Below are 17,638 nucleotides of genomic sequence, written 5' to 3'. Positions count from 1 at the left end.
GGGAGTCGGAAGGCAGGAGGCAGGAGGCAGGAGGCGGAGAGGGGCGGGGCGGGGGTACGGAAGCGGGCGCGGCCCCGGGAATGCGGAGGGCACCGGGGTTACGGGACCGGGTCAGTCGGCTCGCTTGGTGAGCTTCACATCGGCCGTGGGCGGGGTGACCCGGCCGCCCGGCACACCCCCGGTGCCGCTGTTGTTGCCCGGGACCGGATCGGCGGTGGTCGCGGACGCGGTGGCGGTATTGCGCAGCGCCGTACCGTCCGCCGTGTACCCGGGGTCGATCCGTACCCGGAACGTCCAGCTCACGGACGCGCCGACGGCCAGCGTCGCGGCCGAGGCGCAGTTCACCGTCTGCCCGCCGGCCGAACAGGAGGGGTCGGCGGACGAGACGTACGTCAGGGCCGCGGGCAGGGTGTCGGTGATCTGTACGCCCCGGGCCACCGACGGGCCGTTGTTGGTGACCGTGACCCGGTAGTCGAAGGTCTGCCCGGGGGAGACGGGCGTGGTGGTCACCGGCTGCTTCACCGTGCTCAGATCGGCGCGCGGCTCGGTCACCCCGCCCGGCGGGGTCACCGCGCCCGTGGTGTTGTTGGCCTGATTCGGGTCGGCCACGTCGTGGCTGACGGTCGCCACATTGCCCAGGTTGCTGCCGTCACCGGTATAGGTGTCGGCGAGTTTCACCCGGAACGTCCAGGACTGGGAGCCGCCCGCGGCCATCGTCGCCGCGGCCGGGCAGCTGACGGTCTGTCCGGAGGCCGTACAGCCGTCCGGGGAGGACACGAAGGTCAGTCCGGCCGGCAGGGTGTCGGTGATCCTGACGTTGGTGGTGTCGGAGGGGCCCATGTTGCCCGCCGTCACCCGGTAGCCGAAGGTCTGCCCGGGGGTGATCGGCCCGGTGCCGATGCCCGCCTTCATCACCGCCACGTCCGCGACCGCGGTGACCGTGGTGGTCGCGGTCGCGCTGTCGTTGGCGGAGTTGGTGTCGGTGCGGTCGGAGGGCGGGAAGACGGTGGCGGTGTTGGTGAGCGGGCCGGGGGTGCCGGGTGCGGTGCCCCTGATGGTGTACGTCGCCGAGCCGTTGCGCAGCAGATTGGACGAGGCGGTGATGCTGTTGCCGCTGCCGGATGCCTGGACGCAGCTGCTGCCGGTGGTCGCGGTGCAGGTCCAGGTCACATTGGTCAGCCCGGGTACGGCGTCCCGCAGGATCGCTCCCGTGACGTCGTTGGCGGCGCTGTTGGCGACGGTGACGGTGTAGGTGACGGGGGTGCCCGCGCGGGCGGTGGCGGGGCTGCCGGTCTTGGTGACCGAGAGGTCCGCCGGGACGTTGATCTTGAGGTCGCCGATCTCGTGGATATTGGTGGCCAGCCCGGTGCCGCCGGAGAAGCCGACCTTCAGGGTCGAGGGGAGGGCGGGCTGGTTGGCGATGCCGGAGACGTTGTAGTCGGTGACGACCTGGTTGAGGGGGGTGCCGGGGCCGGTGTCGGACCAGATGGAGACCAGGGTCCGGCCGCCGCTGGGCGTGACGGTGACGCGGACGGTGCGGTAGTCGCCGCGCCCCTGGGTCTCGACGGTGCCGCCGGGTCCGGCGGCCGAGGTGCCGAAGCGGTAGCCGGTGTTCCCGTTGCCGCCGCCGCGCAGCACGATCCGGTTGGCCTGGGCGCCGGGGCCGCCGTTGCCGACGCCGTTGGAGGAGAAGTTGCCGAACTCGTCGAGCCCGATGCCGAGGAACGCGCCGGGGACACCCCCGCGGTTGCAGGGCGGGCCGCCGCCGCAGGCGTAGCCGAGGCTGCCGCCGGGGGCGCCGGTGCCGTTGACTGCGGCGCCGTCGGCGAGGAAGAAGGTGAGGCCGTCGCCGCGCTTTCCGTCGAAGGTGGTGCCGCCGTAGGTGGCGTACGTGAACTCGGCGACGATGCCCAGACCGGTGGAGAAGGTGTCGTTCATCTCCCAGCCGCCGGCCTGGTTGGTGGCCGCGCTGGTGAGCCGGAGCCAGCCGCCGCTCTGATAGCTGGCGTTGCCGGTGAGGCTGCCGAGATTGCCGACGGCGCTGTCGAAGGGCTCGTGGACGGGGAAGCTGAGCATCGCGCGGGGCGCGGCGGCACGGGCCGCGGCCTGAGTGGGCGGCGGGGCGAGCAGCAGGGCCAGGGTGGTGGCCAGGGCGAAGGAGAGTGCCGCCAGGAGTCGGCGGGGGTGGAGTCTCATGGGCGCGGGGCCTCCTCCGGGTCGCCCGGCAGCCCGGGGGCGCGGAGGTGTCGGCGGGAGAGCAGGACGAGGGCGCCGCCGGTGGCCAGGGTGAGCCCGGCGGACCAGGGCAGCCAGCCCGGGAGGTCCTTGCCGGTGTGGGCGAGCTGGTGGGGCTGGTGCGGGGGCTTATGGGGTTCCTGGGGCTTCTGAGGCGGGTGGGGCTCGGCGGGCCGGTGGCCGGGGTGTTCGAGGTAGAGGGGTCCGCCGTCGGGGCCGGTGGTGCCGGGCCGGTTGCTGTTGTTGGCGGGCACCGGGTCCCGGGTCAGGGCGGTGACGAAGGCGGTGTTCTCCAGGGCGCAGCGGCTGTGCCCGGAGTGGTCCCCGCCGCCTCCGCCGCCGCCTCCGCGGGTGGTGGCGTCCTCCCGGACCCGGACGACGAGGTCGTAGGTGGTGGACTCCCCGGCGGGCAGCCGGTCCAGCACCGGGCAGACGACCGTGCGGTCGTCCTCGTCGGAGATCCGGCAGCCGTCCGGGGAGTCCACGAAGGCCAGCGCGGCGGGCAGCGGGTCGATGACGCGGACACCGGCGGCCGTCGAGGGGCCGTTGTTGTAGACGGTGATGCGGTACGTGAAGGTCTCGCCGGGCTTGACGGTGTCCCGGCCCCGGGGGAGCTGCGCGGTCTTCGTCAGCGAGAGGTCGGCCCTGCCGGTGCCGCCGGGGACGGGGACGCCGGTGTGGACGGCGGTGTTGTTCTCACTGTCGGGGTCCTCGGTGTCGGAGGTGACGGTGGCGACGTTGGTGATGTCGGAACCGTCGCCCGTGTAGTCGTCGGCGGGCCGGACGGTGAGCAGCCAGGTGTGGGTCTCGCCGACGGCGAGAGTGGCGAGCGGGCCACAGGTGATCGTCTGCCCGTCGGCCGTACAGCCGTCGGAGGAGGAGACGAAGACGAGGGAGTCGGGGAGCCGGTCGGTAACGACGACGTCGACGGCCTGGGAAGGGCCGTGGTTCACGACGGAGACGCGGTAGGTGTAGGTGAAGTCGGCTTCGGGCCCGACGGGCTCGGGGCCGTCCGGATGGGGGCCGGGGGCCTTGTCGGTGGCCTCGGCGCCGGCGGCTCCGGCGGTGGCGGTGGTGTCACCGAGCCGGGCGGTGGCGGTGGCGGTATCGGTGGCGGTGGCGGTGGGTTCCGTGGCGGCTTCCCAGTGCACGGCGAGGTCGGCGCGGCCGGTGCGGGCGGCCTTGGGCTTGGCCTTGGGCTTGGCCTTGGGCTTGGGCTTGGGGGACTTCTTGGTACGGTCCCCGGCGGTACGGGACTTCTCGGCGCGGCGCTCGGCCTTTTCCGTACCCCCGGCCCTGCGCGCTCCGGAATCCGACCGCGGCGCCTCCGAGGTCACGGCGCCCGCCCCGTCAGTCCTGTCCGCAGCGTCCGCGACCTCCGCGATGTCGGCCACGTCCGCAGCATCCGCGGCGCTCGCGCTCACCGGCGGGGCGGCCAGTGCGAAGAACCCCACTCCCAACGCGCAGCAGACTGCCGTCAGACCGCTTCCGCGCCGGCCGCGCCGACGGCCCGGGGCGGGCCGTCGCCCAGGAATGCGTCTCATGAGGGGTGCCTTCCGTGATCACCGAACCTTGGTCCACGGACTGCTCACTCCCCCACGCGTGATCATTTCATCGGATAAACAGCGGCTAAGTACCTCTTACGGCTCTATCCATGACGCCCACTCAGGCGAAGGCGTTGAGCGCCACCTCGGCGGCCCGGGCGATCAGGGCGTCCTGGTGCTCGGCACCCTTGACGTCCTTGCGGGACAGGACCGCGATCGCGATCGGCGCGGCATCGGGACGCCAGACGATCGCGATGTCGTTGCGGGTGCCGTAGCCTCCGGTGCCGGTCTTGTCCCCGACCTGCCAGCCGTCCGGCGTACCGGCGCGGATCACGTTGTCGCCGGTGGTGTTCCGCTTCAGCCAGTCGGTGAGGACGGCCCGCTTCTCCGGCGGCAGGGCGTTCCCGAGGACGTACGTCCGCAGATCGGTGGCGAGGGCGCGGGCGGTGCTGGTGTCCCGGGGGTCGCCGGGGACGGCGTCGCTCAGCTCGACCTCGTAACGGTCGCAGCGGGTGACGCGGTCACCGACGGACCGCAGCTCGGTCTGGAGCCCGCGGGGTCCGCCGAGTTCGTCGAAGAGGAGGTTGGCCGCGGCGTTGTCGCTGTAGCGGACGGTGGCGTCGCAGAGTTCGCTCAGGGTCATGCCCTTGTCCTTGCCGACGTTCCGTTCGGTGATCGGTGAATGCGGCTGGAGGACCTCCGGGCCGTAGGTGACGCGCCGCTGCATCTCACGGAGGGAGAACTTCCGGAGCATGGCGGCGGCGATGAAGGCCTTGCAGGTGGAGGCGTAGGCGAAGCGTTCGTCGGGCCGGTGGAGCACGGTACGGCCGGTGCCGGTGTCGACGGCGAAGACGCCGAGCCGGGCGGCGAACTCCTTCTCCAGCGCGGCGAAGGCACGGCCGGTGTCAGCGGCGGCGAGAGCGGGTCCGCTCACCGCCACCGAGGGTTTGGCACCCTCCGCGGGTCCGTTCCGCCCGGCACAGCCGGTGAGCGGTACGGCCGCCAGACCGGCGAGGGCGGCGAGCGCGGCGCGGCGGGAGAACCGCCCCGGGGACACGGCGAGCACCTGCCCCACAGCTTCAGCGGAATTATCCATCTTCGTCATCTTTCGCACCCCTCTGCACAGTGGCTGTTCGACACCCCGAGCAGATCAGCGGGTCCGGCGTTACGTCCAAGACCGATATCAGTCATGGATTTATCAAGCACGGATATCATTGCTGCTCGTGGACCTGATCCGGCATGTCCAGTGCTTTGTCGCTGTAGCAGAGGAATTACATTTCGGCCGTGCCGCGAGGCGACTGGGCATGGCCCAGCCGCCGCTGTCCCAGCGTGTCCAGCGGTTGGAGCGGGAGCTGGGGGTACGGCTTTTCGACCGGACGACCCGTCAGGTCACGCTCACCAAGAGCGGCACCCTGCTGCTGGAAGAGGCCCGGCAGCTCCTGGCGTCCGCGGAGGCGCTGACGGCCACGGCCCGGCGCGTCCGGGAGGGCCGCAGCGGGCTGCTGCGCGCCGCGCTGTCGCCGGATATCGCCGGTGAGACGGTCGCGGCGGTCCTCGGCGGTTTCACCGAGCGCGGGCGCGGGGTCGAACTGGAACTGCACGAGCTGTCGACGGCGGAGCAGGTGGACCGGCTGGCCCGGCACGAGCTGGACGTGGGCCTGATCCGGCACCCCTGCGATGTGACCGGTCTCGAACTGGGCCCGGTGCTCCGCCATGATCTGGGCGTGCTGCTGCCGGGCGACGCCCCGGCGGCCGGTTTCGACGCGGTGCCACTGGCCGCGCTGGCCGGGTACGAGCTGATCCTGTTCCCGCGGGAGCTGGCCCCGGCGGTCTACGACGATCTGCTGACCACCTGCGCCCGCCACGGTTTCACCCCGCAGGCGGTACGCCACGGCCAGGGCACGAGCTTCACCCGGGGGCTGCTGCTGTCGCGCCGGGCGGTGGCGTTCGCGCCGCGTACCGAATCCGCCCCCACCCCCTCCCCGCAGACGGTGTGGCGGCCGCTGGCCGGTGCCCCGCTGGCCTGGCGGCATTCGGCGGCCTGGCCCCGGGGCCGCGGCGAGGACGCCGGGGTACGGGCGTTCGCCGATACCGTCACCGAGGCCCTCGGCCGTAGCGCGGCGCCCGAATCGGACGCCGCCGTGCCGATGCCCTCGCACCCCCTGCACCTGCGCCCCGCAGCGGAGTACTGGATTTGACCGAGCAGACATCGCACCCCCGTACGCCCCCGCCGCCCGGCGCCGGGGCCAGGATCGCCGCGGCCTTCACCGGGGCCGGGGTCACGGGCTGGCTGCACGCCCGTGACATCGACACCGGCGCCGAGGTCGACGCGGGCGCCGACCGTCCCGTGGTGACCGCGAGCGTCCACAAGCTGTGCGTGCTGGTCGCGCTGCACGAGGCGGCGGCGGCCGGGCGGCTGGACCTCACCGAGCAGACGGAGATCCCCGCGCACGGCCGCACGCCGGGCCCGACGGGCCTGGGCTCCATGCTCGACGGGGCCCGGCTGTCGCTGCGGGACGCGGCGTTTCTGATGATGAGCGTCAGCGACAACGCGGCCGCCGACGTCCTGCTGGAGCGGGTCGGCCTCGATGCGGTCAACGCCACCACCCGGCGCCTGGGCATGCCGCGTACGGAGGCGGTGGAGACCTTCGGCTCCTTCCTCGGCAGCCTCCGCAAGGACGCGGGCCCCGCCGGCCCGAGGGCGTTCGCCGACCCCCGGGTGATCGCGGGCCTGCGCGCGCTGGACCCGGCCCGGACGAACCGCAGCACCCCCCGCGATATGACCACCCTGCTCGCCGCCGTCTGGCGCGACGAGGCGGGCGCCCCCGACCACTGCGCGGCGATGCGCCGGATCCTCGGCCTCCAGGTCTGGCCGCACCGCCTGGCGTCGGGCTTCCCCTTCGACGACGTCCAGGTCGCGGGCAAGACGGGCAGCGCGCCGACCCTCCGCAACGAGGTCGGAGTGGTGGCCTACCCGGACGGCGGCCGCTACGCGGTGGCGGTCTTCACCCGGGCGGCCAGCCCGGCGGCGACGCTCCCGGCGGCGGACGCGGTCATCGGCACGGCGGCCCGGCTGGCGGTCGAAGCCCTGCGGACCCCACCGCCGCCGGGCGCCTGACGGCCGCCCCCGGTGTCGCGGCCTCAGGACAGTGAGGCGAGCAGCCCGACCTCCGGCGCCAGCACTCCGGGCTGCCCGAGGGCGCGGAAGTCCGCCTCGACCGCGGCCAGTTCGAGAACACCGGCGCGCACCGCGTGGTAGCGGACGATCGACCACAGGAAGACGTCGAGGTTGTCGAACTGCGTATCGGCCTCGATGACCTCCTCCTCGTGGAACCACACCGCGACCCGCCCATTGGCGAGTACGACGTAGTAGTTGCCTCCGCCGTCGGCGCCGATGGACCACACGTCCTCGTCGGACAGCTCCGTCTCGTAGTCGGAGTCGAGGATCCGGCAGTCGTTGGCCTCGAATTCGAAGGCGTACGACCAGTCGTATATATCGAGGCACTGCGGCAGGGTTCCCGAGCGGACCCTGCGGTCGAAACCGGCCAGCGCGGTCGCGGCACCGGCCGGCAGCCTGGCGAGGAAGGGATCGACCGGACGGGTCGACTCCGGGATGCCGACCCACGGCTCGTCGGGGAACCAGCGCGCCAGATCGCCGTCCAGTTCCCGGTCCACGTACCCGGCCAATTGTTCAACGGTGAGAGACATGCGGTGAGGCTAGCCGCACGCACCGACAGCGCCGTCGGAGACGACTGAGCAGGGCCCTCGGGCTCGTTGAGGTCGCCCCTGCACCGGTTGGGTGACGAGGGCCGTTCCCGTGCCGCCTCCTGCGGTGAACGGCAACGGCCACGCGCCGGACCCGTGCTTCAGCCGACTCCGGCCCGCACCCGAGATCCCCCGGGGCAGCACCGTGAACCGGTCAGGCGCCCTCATCCAGCGGGCCCGCGGACCGGTACCAGCGGGGCCCGGTCCCGGGGTCCAGGGCCCAGGCGTACTGCCGGTCGGGAGTGACGGTCAGTCCGTACGCGTAGCGGTCGGGAGAGCCCAGCCGCGTCCACTCGCCCCAAACCTGGTCCAAGAGATCGGCCAGGCGTCGGGGCCCGCCCTGAGAGGCGATCGTCGTGCCGTCCCCCTGAGCGGCGATCACCGCCCAGGAGGCGTCCTGGTCATGAAGCCAGGCGTTCCAGCCGTCGCTGTCCTCCGCCACCGTGTAATGAAGGCCGGGCTCGGCGACCCGCAACGCGAACCGGAGGTCCCAGTCGTCCCGCAACGGGGCGATGTCCCGGTTCCAGACGCGCTCGTCATCCGGTCTCCCCGTACCGCGGACTTCGGCGAAGCCCGGCCGGGCTCCGGATCCGGTGGTCCGGTCGGGCATGAACTGCGCCAGGCCCTGTACCCAGCCGTGTGCCGAAGCGCCGTCGTCGGCGACGGTGAGCGCGACGTGCCCGAGACGGCCCCACGGGAAGACGATCCGCCCACCGGGCCGGGTCTGCGCGACCCAGGCCCACGGGACGTGTTCGACGGCATAGGTGGCGATGATCCGGTCGTACGGAGCGCTGCCGGGCGCGCCCAGGGAGCCGTCACCCGGCTCGACCCGGATATCGGGCGCGTGCGCCAGGAGCCGGGCGCGAGCGGTCTCCCCCACCTCCGGGTCCATCTCGACCGAGACGACCCGGCCGGGCCCGGTCCGCCTCGCGGCGAGCGCTGCGTTCCAGCCCGTCCCCGTCCCCAGCTCCAGCACCTGGTGTCCGGGTTCGAGGAGGAGGGAGTCGAGCATGTCGACGACGATGCCCTGACAGGACAGGCTCGATGTGGGCAGCCCCTCGGTGATCTGGGTGACCGCAGCCGCGTCGGGATCGGAGAAGAGAAGGTCCGCCCATCCCCCGGGCTCATCGGTACGGTCCACGGGAACGTAGGTGTGGCCGTCCCACCGCCAGAGCCGCTCCGGGGCGAAGCGGTCACGAGGCAGAGCCCGTACGGCCTCCCGGATCCACGGCGCCCGGTCGGGCCAGGCACCGCGCTCTTCCATGACCCGGTCGAGTTCCGCGCGCCTTGCATCGAGCCTGTCCATGGCCTACTTCTTCTTGTGCTTCCCGTCGGAAGGCGGTGGCGGAGGGACTTGTCCATCGGCGTTGCCGGGTGGTGGTTTGCCCTGGGACAGATCCGGTGGGGGCTTCTCGTGCTTGCCCATGACTACCGCCCGTAGAGCTTGGGGTTCGTCATGATGACGAAACCATCTCCACCCGCGCCAGATGGGTGGTTTCCGGCGCCGGCCAGAAAGGTACCGGGTAATGGGAACACCTGTTTCTTCCGGCATTTCATGCCGGGACGGAGGCCGGGAACATTGACCGGATGCGGACCACGTTGAAGGAGCACCATGGCCAGCCGTACCTTCGGCCGCATCACTGTGACCACCCCCGATCTCGATGAGCCCGGTCTGTACCTGTCCGTGGTCGATTCGTTGGACAGCCCTCGCGGCACCGTGCAGGACTTCACGTACGGGAACGTGGAACTGCGCTCGCTCGCGCTCACTGGAATCCAGCTCGTCACCGGCAGAGTCAGCGACGTCCGCGCGAAACATGTCGAGTTCGACGCGCTGAATCTCCACGGCGTCGAGATCAACAGCAGTGATCTGGGATCGGCACGCTGGAGCCGGAGCAAGCTCACCCGGGTCCGCTTCCACGACTGCAAGGTCATGGGCGCCGCTCTGGACGGCATGGTCCTGGACGACGTGCTGTTCGAGAAGTGCCGTTTCGACTACGCCGGCTTCGAGAACGTGCGTGCCGACGGCCCCGTTGCCTTTGTCGGCTGCGCCTTCACCGAGGCCGTATTCACCGACTGCGACCTGTCCGGTGCTGTGTTCTCGGACTGCGGACTCCGGCTCACCGAGTTCGGCGGCGGACGGTACCGGGACACCGACCTCCGCGGAAACGAACTCTCGCAGATCCGCGGCGTCGCCAACCTGGCCAAAGTCCGCATCGAGTCGGGACAGCAGACGGACCTTGCCCAGGCCCTCGTGCACGAACTCGGCATCACCATCGGAGACGGCTGACCAGGCGTGGACCGCCATCAGCCCTCATGGGCAAAGATCACCAACATCCGTGCGGACGAGAACGTTCCGGCCGAACCCCTGTTCTGCTACGGTGCCCGCATGTCCTTCTTCCGTGCATAGGAGTCAGCGTCGGCCGCGCCCCCACCGGGCGTGCCTCTCGCTGCCCATGCACGTTTGAGCGCCGTCGAACCGGCGCTGTCTTCGAGGGACATCATCATGTCTTCGTCTTCCACGACGCCTTCGTACGCCGCTGTGCTGCGTACCCGCCATGCCTGCCGTACCTTCGGTGCCGCCCTGCTGGGCCGGCTCTCCTACGGCATGGTCTCCCTGTCACTGGTGCTGGCGGTGAAGGAGTCCACCGGCTCCTATGCCGTCGCCGGAACCGTCATGGCGCTCTTCGCGCTGACCAGCGTCTTTCTCTCACCGACCCGGGCCGGTCTGGTCGACCGGTACGGGCCGCGCCGGGCCCTGCTCCCCATGGCCGCCGCCTATGCGCTGCTCCTGGCCGGGCTGGCGTTCGCGACTTGGTGGCCGGGGGCGTCCGGGGTTCTGCTGGGGCTGCTGGCGGCGCCCGCGGGCGCGTGTACGCCTCCGCTCGGCCCGGTGATGCGGACCCTGTGGAGCGACCTGCTGCCCGACCGGCGGCTCCTGCAGCGTGCGTACAGCCTGGACTCGGTCGCCGAGGAACTCCTCTTCGTCGCGGGACCGCTGCTGGTGGGGCTGCTGGTGCAGATCGCGGCACCGTCGGCCGGTCTTGCGGTGAGCGCCGTACTCGTCCTGACCGGAACGCTCGCCCTGGTCACCTCTCCGGCGGCCCGCGGCTGGACCGGCCGCGAGAAGGCGCCCGCCGGACCGGCGCAGCCCTCCGGGGAACCCGCCCCGCGCGGGCTGCTGCGCGGCAACCCCGGTCTGCGCCAGGCGATCACCGTCTCGGCCGCGGTCGGCATCTGCCTGGGAGCCTTCGAACTCCTGGTGATCGCCTTCGCCGAAGCGCACCACGAGCCCCAGGCGATCGCCTGGGTGCTGGCCGCGCTCTGCGGCGGCAGCGCCGTCGGCGGTCTGGTCTACGGCGCCCTCCCGTGGCGCGCCTCGAACAGGCTGCGGCTGGCATTCCTCGTGGTGCCGCTGGGCCTGACCCTGGCCGCGGCGGGCGTCTCGCCCCATCCGTACGTACTCATCGTCTGGGCGGCGCTGGGCGGCCTGTTCATCGCCCCGGCCATCACGACGGCCTATCTGATCGCGGACGAGTCCGCCGACCCGGCGGGCCGCACCAAGGCGGGCGCGTGGGTCAACACGGCGTTCAACGCCGGTTCGGCGGGCGCGACGGCCGCCACGGGCCTGCTGGTAGGCCGCCTTCCGCTGTGGCTGTGCTTCGCCCTGGCCGCGGTCCCGGTGGTCCTGTCGGCGGCAACGGCGGTGCGCCGAGCCGGGCGGCCCGCTGCCGACGCCGCGGCCCGGCCGGAGCCCCAGGGTGAGCGGGCGTCGGACACGGAGCGGCAGGCGGCCGTCGTCAGCTGAGTTGTCCGTCCGTGCCCCTCCGGCTTCCCGGAGGGGCACGGACGGCAGGAGGCCGGATCGCCACCATCCGTCCGTCTATAGACCGACAACACGCAGGACAGTGAAGGTCACAACGCTCGGACTGACCTCGTAGCGAATGATCGCGATGCTTCCGATCGCGGCATCCCGCCGGTTCCGGTCGCCGCCGACCGCATGGGATGAACAGCCGTACGGGTCACGGGCGACAGCGGCGACCCCGGCGTCGAGCGCCTTACGGGCGGCCTCCGAGAGCGCCGCCCGTCCGGCCTTGGCCGGGTCGGAGTACGCGATGCGGTAGCTCATCCGGCGCTCCGGTACTCGTCGTCCCCGAGGTCCTCGGCAAAAGTGACCTCGGTGAAGTCCCCGGACCTGACGCGAGCGACCAGGGCCTCCTCGGCCTCGTCGTGCACGGTGGGGATGGTCATCGCCCACCGGACCAGGACGACCTGGAGCTGATCGGCCGGAGCAGTCTCGATCTCGGCGGTGAACTGCGCGCGGAGTGCGTCGGGGAGTGCCTCACGCACCCCTTGGATGGTGGCCGGCACCTGCACAGCCCCGCCGGTCATGTGCATGGTCAGATGATGCTTCGACGACGCCGTCATCCCGGCTTCTCTCTCGTACACCCGCGGTCTCGTACCGGCCCATCGTAAGAGCCCGGCTCCCACGGCGTCCCCGGACGGAACGGCGTGTGCGCGCACGGGGGCGCTCACGCATCCTGGTGCGCGCCCTGCCGAAACCCCTGTCGGCAGGGCACGCGTCCGCAGCCAGTACGAGCGGGCGGCGACCGTCAGGGCGATGCCGTAGACGGTAAAGGCGAAGATCCCGATCCAGCCGACCAGCAGCGCGTCGCCCGGGGACCAGAAACCTGCAAACAAACCCCAGTCTGCCCAGATCAGTCCGTTATGGGCAGGCACTCGGCGAGCAGGTCGACGACGTCCCGCCAAGCTCGCTGCGCGTGCTGAGGATGATAACCGACCCCGGGAAGCACGATGTGGTCGACCGGTGGGTGATGGAAGGCGTGCAAGGCGCCGCCGTAGACCACGAGGCGCCAGTCGACGCCCGCCTCCTGCATCTCGGCGGTGAAGGCGTCCCGTTGCGCGGGCGGCATGATCGGGTCTTCCGACCCGACCCCGGCCCACACCGGGCAGCGAATGCGCGCCGCCTCGCCCGGTCGGCCCGTGGTCAGTCCGTTGACTGTCGCAATCGCACGCAGGTCGACGCCGTCGCGCCCGAGTTCCAGCGCGATCGCGCCCCCGGTGCCGTAGCCGACGGCGGCGAAGCGGTCCGGGTCGGTCCGCGGTTCGGCGCGGAGCACGTCGAGTGCCGCGTGGCCGATACCTCGCATCCGGTCGGGGTCGGCGAGCAGCGGCAGGCAACGGGCCAGCATCTCCTCAGGGTCACCCAAGTAGCGCCCGCCGTGGAGGTCGAAGGCCAGCGCCACGTATCCCAGCTCCGCGAGCGCATCGGCCCGGCGGCGCTCGACATCGCTGAGCCCCACTCCCTCGGGCCCTACCAGGACCGCGGGCCGACGGTCGACACCGGCCGGGAGCGCGAGGTGCCCGATCATCGTCAGGCCGTCGGCCGGGTATTCGATCGTGCGCGTTGTCACTGTCGTCATGAGCCCGGACTGTAGTGATCGTCGACCCGGTCGGGCCGGTGTTCTGCCGCCGGCAGAAGGCAGGTCTCCGGCGTATTCGAGAACCACCCGTCAAGAGTTCGGCTCAGCTTGTGCTTCAACCACTGTCTGTTCGGGACGGCGGATGCCGAATGCCGACCGGTGACGCTGACCGTGTTCCCCGATCTGACCCCCGGCTACAACTCCTCCCCCGGCACCGCCAGATACGCCTCCCGCAGCTCATCCAGCACCGGATGCGCCGTGTCCAGCGGGGTGCCGTCCACCGACGACAGGGCGCGGACGCCGATCGCCGCGTTGGTCGCGAAGGCCGTCCGCATGCCCTTGGTCCGTTCCAGGGGGACCGGCTCGGACGCGCCCCCGGGGAGCAGCGCCTCCGTCACCCCGGGCAGCGCCGGGCCTTCGGGGCGGACGATCCGGCCATCGGCGTCGACGAAGCCGACGTTCCAGGTCACGCCCTCGGACACCAGCCCGTCCCGGCCGATCAGCAGCGCGTCTTCGAAGCCCGCGAGCTGCGCGGTGCGGCGGGCGTGCAGCGCGCCGACGAGCCCGCAGTGTTTGACCAGGGGGAGATCGCGTTCGTACACCACGCTCATCACCGCGAGCGGCGGCGACGACAGTTCCCCGGCAGGGCGCACGGTCACCAGGAACCGCGGACCGGTGGCTTCCGCCGGGCGGGTCAGGTTCAGGGCCGGGTCGTAGTGGGTGACGCGTACGGTGCACGGCAGGTCCCGCCCGGCCGTCGCCGCGCGGATCAGCTTCCGCACCCGGCCGGTGTCCACAGCGGTACCGAAGAGCGTCCGGGCGTCCCGTACCAGCCGCTCCAGGTGCAGGGAGAGCCCGCGGACCCTTCCGTCGGCCTCGATGCGCAGGGTGGTGAAGTGGCCGTACGAGGTCAGCGCGAGCGGCAGCAGGTCGTCGGCGGTCGCGGGCCGGTCGTCGAAGGTCGCCATACCGGCCAGCATGTCACCGCGGGCACTCCGGTCGGCCGACCGCACCCGCGAGGAAACGGGCGAACGCGGCAGCACCGAACAGCAGCACGGGCCCACCCGGCTCCTTGGAGTCGCGGACACCGACCCGGCCGGTCAGATCCGCTATCTCGACACACGCGCCGCCCGAGTCGTTGCTGTAGGAGGACTTGAACCAAGTGGCTGCGGAGGCCAGTCCAAGGGCCATGTCGTCGGTAGTGATGGCTAAGCCCGCTCTCGTGTGAGTTGTTCCAGGAATCCGGCGGTACGAGCCGGCGGCAGCGCGCTGTCCCGCATCGCGTCGAAGCGGCGGATATTGCGCTGGACCTCGCGCCGCTCGTCGGTGACGCTGACCGTGTTCCACATATCGGTCTGTACGACGGGGGCGAGGGTCTCGGAGAAGTCCAGCAGAATAAAGTTGCTCTCGGCCCGATAGGTCACGACATCGTGCGGCAGGATCTGGACGGTCACATGGTCCAGCTCCGAGAGTTCCACGATCTCCCGGTACTGCGCCCGCATCACCTCGGGACTGCCCACCACCCGGCGTACAGCGGTCTCGTCCATGATGACCCGCAGCTCCAGCGGGTCCTCGGTGCGGGTGATCAGTTCCTTCCGCTCCATCCTCAGCCGGACGTTCTGTTCGACGTACTCGGTCTTCGTCTCGTCGACCGGTTTGGCGATCTGGTAGAGCGCCGTCGCATAGTCCTCGGTCTGGAAGAGGCCGAAGACAAATGACGGCTGCCAGGCCCGCATCACCGTCGCATCCTGCTCCAGCCCGCGGAACGTCGGCATGCGCGACGGCATGTACGCCTTGTACGGCGTCCACGGCTCCTTACTCAGGGACTCCCGGTGCAGTTGGAGCAGAGTCTCCTGATCCTCCTCGGGCATATCCGGTCCGAGAAGGTCGATCAGCCGCTGGAGATCGGTCACGCGCGGCAGATCGTTCTCCCCGATCTCGACGCGCGCCAGCTTCGTATGGGAGAAGCCCAGGGCCTCGGCCACCTCCTGCAGGGTCTGCCCCCTCTCCTCCCGGAGCTTCCGCAGCTCCTTGCCCAACTCCCTGCGCCGAAAAGTCGCTCCGCGCTTCGCTGCCACTGTCTCACCCTTTCCCCGGTCCTGCCGGTGCTCAACATGGGCTGTGCCCGGTACCGCGACGCACTCTGTTCCGGTCGGCTCCACCCCCTGTCACCCACCGGACAACTCCGTGTCCGGTGCCGTGGCATGTGCCATTTTCGGCACCTCTACCAATGCCCTTGCACAGTAAATCGCACAGAGCGCACGGTAGTTGGGCGGTTCGGTGAAGTAGCCGATCTCCGCGACGCACTCCCCTGCGCGGCATCAGGTGCCGCCCGCGGCGGAGCGCGTCAGCCAGTCACCAGCCTCCGGGCGATCGCCTCCCGGACGCACCCCCTGGGAGAACGCCGATGACCTCGACGACCGACGGGCTGTTCCCGGCCGAGACACGACCGGCCGCGCGCCATGCCTTCGAGATCGGCTTCTCCCCCGACGAATCCCGGGTCCGGCCCCTACGGCATCTCACGGCGGACCGGCTCCGCCGCTGGCACCTCGCCGACCTCGCCGACGACGCCGCACTGATCGTCTCCGAGCTGGTCAGCAACGCGATCCGGCACGGAGACGGCCACCGGATCACCCTGCGAGTCGAGCACCGCGCCCACGAACTCCGGATCGAAGTGGCGGACGGCACCCAGGAGCGGGCCGTCGCCAGGACGGCAGGGGACGAGGAGGAGGGCGGGCGCGGTCTGCTGCTGGTCGCCGCGCTCGCGCGGGAGTGGGGCACCAGCCCCGGTGGAGAGACCACCTGGTGCGTCCTCGCCGTCCCGGCGGAAGCCCCGGGGCCGCCCGTGGAACGGCTGTCCCGATGACGCCGGAGGGCCTGCTTGCCGAACCCTCACCGCCGGTCACCGCCGTCTGCTGCGTCTGCGGCCGGATCACCACCGCCCCGGTGGAGGCCCGACCCGGCGCCCTCGCCTGCCCGGAGCACATCCTCGACGCCCACACCGGCCGTGTTCCCGTCTCCCTTTCCACCCCCGTCAGGACTCCTCGAATCCACGCCTGATTCTCATCCCCGCCTCATGAGCCGTTGATTGCGTGAGCCCGTTCGCAGCGCGCATATCGACGGAGCCCCGACCTGACCCCGCGCCACAGCCCTACTGCGAGGACCGGCCGCTGTTGTCCTCGAACAGTTCCCGGGTTCGGCGCAGCAGAGCCTCCCGTACCCCGTCCGGGGAGAGGACCCGTAGGGGCGTGCCCAGGCCGAGGAGGTACCGGGCGAGCTGGTCCGCGTCGTTGGCGCCGATTTCGACGATCGTGGCATCGGGTCCGTCCGGGTGGTGGGTGCCGATCGTCGGGGGGACCAGGCGCAGGGCCCGGTCCATGGGGTGCGGCAGCCTGATCCGCCCGTAGAGGGGATAGACGACGCTCGCGATGCCCCGGGAGACGAGGAGGGCCGGGTCGGGCGGGTCGACGAGTTCGGCCGGCTGCCCGGTCGGCCGTATGCGCAGCACCCGGTCGGCCCGGAACGTACGCCACTGGTCCCGGGCCACGTCCCGGGCGACGAAGTACCAGCGGATGCCCGTGTGCACCAGACGGTAGGGGTCGACGTCCCGGACGCTGTCCCTGCCCGCATGGTCGCGGTACGACAGCCAGGCGCGCTCACCACGGCGGCAGGCGGCGGCCAGTTCCAGCAGCGTGCCGTGGGAGATCTGCGGCTCCTCGGTTCTGGACGTGTGGACGAAGGTGGCATCCATCTCACCCAGCCGGTCCGCGATCCGGGGCGGCAGGACCTGCCGCAGTTTCAGCAGCGCCGACACGGCCGCCCCGTCGCCGCCGAGGATGCCGCTGAGCGCGGCCTCGCGCAGTGCGACGGCCACCGCGAGCGCCTCCTCGTCGTCGAGAATCAGCGGCGGCACCCGGGCACCGCCGACGAGGCGGTAGCCGCCCCAGGGTCCGGGGTCGGACTCGATGCCGTAGCCGAGCTCCCGCAGCCGGGCGATGTCCCGCCGTACCGTACGACCGGTGACCGCCATCCGTTCGGCCAGCTCGCTGCAGGTCCAGACCGGCCGGGTGGAGAGCAGTGAGACCAGTCGGAGCAGACGGGCGGAAGTGCTGATCACGTCCCGCAGTGTTCCTCATGACCAGGACCGGACCTGTCCTGGTCCCGTCCTAGGGTCCCTCCCATGAGTACTGGAACCGCAACCGCACCGGCGATCCGTCTGCTGTCCGTCGACTTCGACTGCCCGGACCCCGTCGAGCTGGCCCGTTTCTACGGCGAGGCGCTCGGCCTGCCCGTCGTCCACTCCAGCGACGACTTCGTGCTGCTCGGCCGGGAGGGTTCGCCGGGGCTGGGCTTCATCCGGGTCGCCGACTACCGGCGTCCGACCTGGCCGGACCCTTCCCAGGGGAAGCAGGCGCATATGGAGCTGGGCGTCGACGATCTGGAGGCGGCCCGGGCACGGATGCTGGCCCTGGGCGCCGTGGAGCCCCCGGCCCAACCGCATCCCGAGCAGCGCACGGTCCTGCTGGACCCCGCCGGCCATCCGTTCTGCCTCTCCACCCAGGACTGAGCGGCGGGGGCCCCGCCGGGCCGCCCCCGTCGGGCCGGACCCGGCACCCTCGCCCGCCCCTACCGCCCGCCCGGAGCATCTCCTCG

At 71.5% G+C, this 17,638-nt stretch carries 19 protein-coding genes; 7 read left to right on the top strand and 12 right to left on the bottom strand.

What is annotated here, in order from left to right; translation table 11 throughout:
- Nucleotides 1-111: 111 nt before the first annotated feature.
- The 3 genes from B7R87_RS18365 to bla all read right to left on the bottom strand — a co-directional run bounded on the left by B7R87_RS18365 (nt 112) and on the right by bla (nt 4,875).
- Nucleotides 112-2,196: a DUF11 domain-containing protein gene (locus B7R87_RS18365; protein ID WP_130584953.1), complete on the bottom strand. Its 2,085-nt coding sequence runs from the start codon at nt 2,194-2,196 to the stop codon at nt 112-114.
- Nucleotides 2,193-3,629, bottom strand: coding sequence for a DUF11 domain-containing protein (locus B7R87_RS18360; protein WP_157997789.1), 1,437 nt, complete (start codon nt 3,627-3,629; stop codon nt 2,193-2,195). Before B7R87_RS18360 ends, B7R87_RS18365 begins: the two co-directional genes overlap by 4 nt.
- Before the next feature lie 271 nt (nt 3,630-3,900).
- Nucleotides 3,901-4,875, bottom strand: coding sequence for a class A beta-lactamase (gene bla, locus B7R87_RS18355; RefSeq protein ID WP_187144547.1), 975 nt, complete (start codon nt 4,873-4,875; stop codon nt 3,901-3,903).
- A gap of 127 nt (nt 4,876-5,002) precedes the next feature.
- Between bla and B7R87_RS18350 the strand changes: the two genes are divergently transcribed.
- Both B7R87_RS18350 and B7R87_RS18345 read left to right on the top strand, forming a co-directional pair.
- Nucleotides 5,003-5,977 carry a LysR family transcriptional regulator gene (locus B7R87_RS18350; protein WP_078902211.1) on the top strand — a complete coding sequence of 325 codons (975 nt, stop codon included), beginning with the start codon at nt 5,003-5,005 and terminating at the stop codon, nt 5,975-5,977.
- Nucleotides 5,974-6,897 carry a serine hydrolase gene (locus B7R87_RS18345; protein WP_130584956.1) on the top strand — a complete coding sequence of 308 codons (924 nt, stop codon included), beginning with the start codon at nt 5,974-5,976 and terminating at the stop codon, nt 6,895-6,897. The genes B7R87_RS18350 and B7R87_RS18345 overlap by 4 nt, the downstream gene beginning before the upstream one ends.
- A 23-nt stretch (nt 6,898-6,920) precedes the next feature.
- Here the strand turns inward: B7R87_RS18345 and B7R87_RS18340 are convergent, their stop codons facing one another.
- Together B7R87_RS18340 and B7R87_RS18335 are read right to left on the bottom strand one after the other, a co-directional pair.
- Complete coding sequence (locus tag B7R87_RS18340) at nt 6,921-7,487, bottom strand: hypothetical protein (RefSeq protein WP_040915183.1); 567 nt, start codon at nt 7,485-7,487, stop codon at nt 6,921-6,923.
- Between the two features lie 211 nt (nt 7,488-7,698).
- Entirely contained in the window at nt 7,699-8,850 is a 1,152-nt protein-coding gene (locus tag B7R87_RS18335) for a methyltransferase domain-containing protein (protein WP_006347581.1), read from the bottom strand.
- 306 nt (nt 8,851-9,156) lie between these two features.
- On the opposite strand from B7R87_RS18335, the gene B7R87_RS18330 reads away from it, so the two are divergent.
- The gene (locus B7R87_RS18330; RefSeq protein WP_006347582.1) at nt 9,157-9,831 is read left to right on the top strand and encodes a pentapeptide repeat-containing protein; all 675 of its coding nucleotides are present in this window, start codon (nt 9,157-9,159) and stop codon (nt 9,829-9,831) included.
- A gap of 216 nt (nt 9,832-10,047) precedes the next feature.
- The gene (locus B7R87_RS18325; protein ID WP_045852930.1) at nt 10,048-11,349 is read left to right on the top strand and encodes an MFS transporter; all 1,302 of its coding nucleotides are present in this window, start codon (nt 10,048-10,050) and stop codon (nt 11,347-11,349) included.
- Nucleotides 11,350-11,424: 75 nt separating this feature from the next.
- On the opposite strand, the gene B7R87_RS18320 is transcribed toward B7R87_RS18325, so the two are convergent.
- From B7R87_RS18320 to B7R87_RS18295, 6 genes are all read right to left on the bottom strand, one after another.
- Nucleotides 11,425-11,670: a hypothetical protein gene (locus tag B7R87_RS18320; protein WP_006347584.1), complete on the bottom strand. Its 246-nt coding sequence runs from the start codon at nt 11,668-11,670 to the stop codon at nt 11,425-11,427.
- The gene (locus B7R87_RS18315) at nt 11,667-11,891 is read right to left on the bottom strand and encodes a hypothetical protein (protein ID WP_157997788.1); all 225 of its coding nucleotides are present in this window, start codon (nt 11,889-11,891) and stop codon (nt 11,667-11,669) included. Before B7R87_RS18315 ends, B7R87_RS18320 begins: the two co-directional genes overlap by 4 nt.
- A 368-nt stretch (nt 11,892-12,259) precedes the next feature.
- Nucleotides 12,260-12,985, bottom strand: coding sequence for a dienelactone hydrolase family protein (locus B7R87_RS18310; protein WP_006347586.1), 726 nt, complete (start codon nt 12,983-12,985; stop codon nt 12,260-12,262).
- Nucleotides 12,986-13,179: 194 nt separating this feature from the next.
- Nucleotides 13,180-13,953 carry an aminotransferase class IV gene (locus B7R87_RS18305; RefSeq protein WP_040915196.1) on the bottom strand — a complete coding sequence of 258 codons (774 nt, stop codon included), beginning with the start codon at nt 13,951-13,953 and terminating at the stop codon, nt 13,180-13,182.
- 13 nt (nt 13,954-13,966) lie between these two features.
- Nucleotides 13,967-14,176 carry a DUF397 domain-containing protein gene (locus B7R87_RS18300; protein WP_006347588.1) on the bottom strand — a complete coding sequence of 70 codons (210 nt, stop codon included), beginning with the start codon at nt 14,174-14,176 and terminating at the stop codon, nt 13,967-13,969.
- A gap of 17 nt (nt 14,177-14,193) precedes the next feature.
- The gene (locus B7R87_RS18295; protein WP_040915185.1) at nt 14,194-15,063 is read right to left on the bottom strand and encodes a helix-turn-helix domain-containing protein; all 870 of its coding nucleotides are present in this window, start codon (nt 15,061-15,063) and stop codon (nt 14,194-14,196) included.
- Between the two features lie 329 nt (nt 15,064-15,392).
- Here B7R87_RS18295 and B7R87_RS18290 point away from each other — a divergent pair, with 329 nt between their 5' ends.
- Nucleotides 15,393-15,851, top strand: a complete 459-nt coding sequence (locus B7R87_RS18290) for an ATP-binding protein (protein ID WP_006347590.1) — start codon at nt 15,393-15,395, stop codon at nt 15,849-15,851.
- Nucleotides 15,848-16,045, top strand: coding sequence for a hypothetical protein (locus B7R87_RS18285; RefSeq protein WP_006347591.1), 198 nt, complete (start codon nt 15,848-15,850; stop codon nt 16,043-16,045). The genes B7R87_RS18290 and B7R87_RS18285 overlap by 4 nt, the downstream gene beginning before the upstream one ends.
- 91 nt (nt 16,046-16,136) lie before the next feature.
- Here the strand turns inward: B7R87_RS18285 and B7R87_RS18280 are convergent, their stop codons facing one another.
- Nucleotides 16,137-17,102 carry a helix-turn-helix transcriptional regulator gene (locus B7R87_RS18280; RefSeq protein ID WP_006347592.1) on the bottom strand — a complete coding sequence of 322 codons (966 nt, stop codon included), beginning with the start codon at nt 17,100-17,102 and terminating at the stop codon, nt 16,137-16,139.
- Nucleotides 17,103-17,165: 63 nt separating this feature from the next.
- Here B7R87_RS18280 and B7R87_RS18275 point away from each other — a divergent pair, with 63 nt between their 5' ends.
- Nucleotides 17,166-17,552 (top strand): VOC family protein, encoded by a 387-nt coding sequence (locus tag B7R87_RS18275; RefSeq protein ID WP_006347593.1) that lies wholly within the window; start codon nt 17,166-17,168, stop codon nt 17,550-17,552.
- Nucleotides 17,553-17,638 lie beyond the last annotated feature (86 nt).

The organism is Streptomyces tsukubensis, from assembly GCF_003932715.1.
In the GTDB taxonomy this organism is placed as follows: domain Bacteria; phylum Actinomycetota; class Actinomycetes; order Streptomycetales; family Streptomycetaceae; genus Streptomyces; species Streptomyces tsukubensis.
This window is presented reverse-complemented; position numbering and strand designations above follow the sequence as displayed.

What these genes read in the sequence shown, in the direction of transcription:
- B7R87_RS18365 (WP_130584953.1), bottom strand. Translation starts at nt 2,196, where the DNA reads ATGAGACTCCACCCCCGCCGACTCCTGGCGGCACTCTCCTTCGCCCTG.
- bla (WP_187144547.1), bottom strand. Translation starts at nt 4,875, where the DNA reads ATGGATAATTCCGCTGAAGCTGTGGGGCAGGTGCTCGCCGTGTCCCCG.
- B7R87_RS18340 (WP_040915183.1), bottom strand. Translation starts at nt 7,487, where the DNA reads ATGTCTCTCACCGTTGAACAATTGGCCGGGTACGTGGACCGGGAACTG.
- B7R87_RS18335 (WP_006347581.1), bottom strand. Translation starts at nt 8,850, where the DNA reads ATGGACAGGCTCGATGCAAGGCGCGCGGAACTCGACCGGGTCATGGAA.
- B7R87_RS18330 (WP_006347582.1), top strand. Translation starts at nt 9,157, where the DNA reads ATGGCCAGCCGTACCTTCGGCCGCATCACTGTGACCACCCCCGATCTC.
- B7R87_RS18325 (WP_045852930.1), top strand. Translation starts at nt 10,048, where the DNA reads ATGTCTTCGTCTTCCACGACGCCTTCGTACGCCGCTGTGCTGCGTACC.
- B7R87_RS18320 (WP_006347584.1), bottom strand. Translation starts at nt 11,670, where the DNA reads ATGAGCTACCGCATCGCGTACTCCGACCCGGCCAAGGCCGGACGGGCG.
- B7R87_RS18310 (WP_006347586.1), bottom strand. Translation starts at nt 12,985, where the DNA reads ATGACGACAGTGACAACGCGCACGATCGAATACCCGGCCGACGGCCTG.
- B7R87_RS18305 (WP_040915196.1), bottom strand. Translation starts at nt 13,953, where the DNA reads ATGGCGACCTTCGACGACCGGCCCGCGACCGCCGACGACCTGCTGCCG.
- B7R87_RS18300 (WP_006347588.1), bottom strand. Translation starts at nt 14,176, where the DNA reads ATGGCCCTTGGACTGGCCTCCGCAGCCACTTGGTTCAAGTCCTCCTAC.
- B7R87_RS18290 (WP_006347590.1), top strand. Translation starts at nt 15,393, where the DNA reads ATGACCTCGACGACCGACGGGCTGTTCCCGGCCGAGACACGACCGGCC.
- B7R87_RS18285 (WP_006347591.1), top strand. Translation starts at nt 15,848, where the DNA reads ATGACGCCGGAGGGCCTGCTTGCCGAACCCTCACCGCCGGTCACCGCC.
- B7R87_RS18275 (WP_006347593.1), top strand. Translation starts at nt 17,166, where the DNA reads ATGAGTACTGGAACCGCAACCGCACCGGCGATCCGTCTGCTGTCCGTC.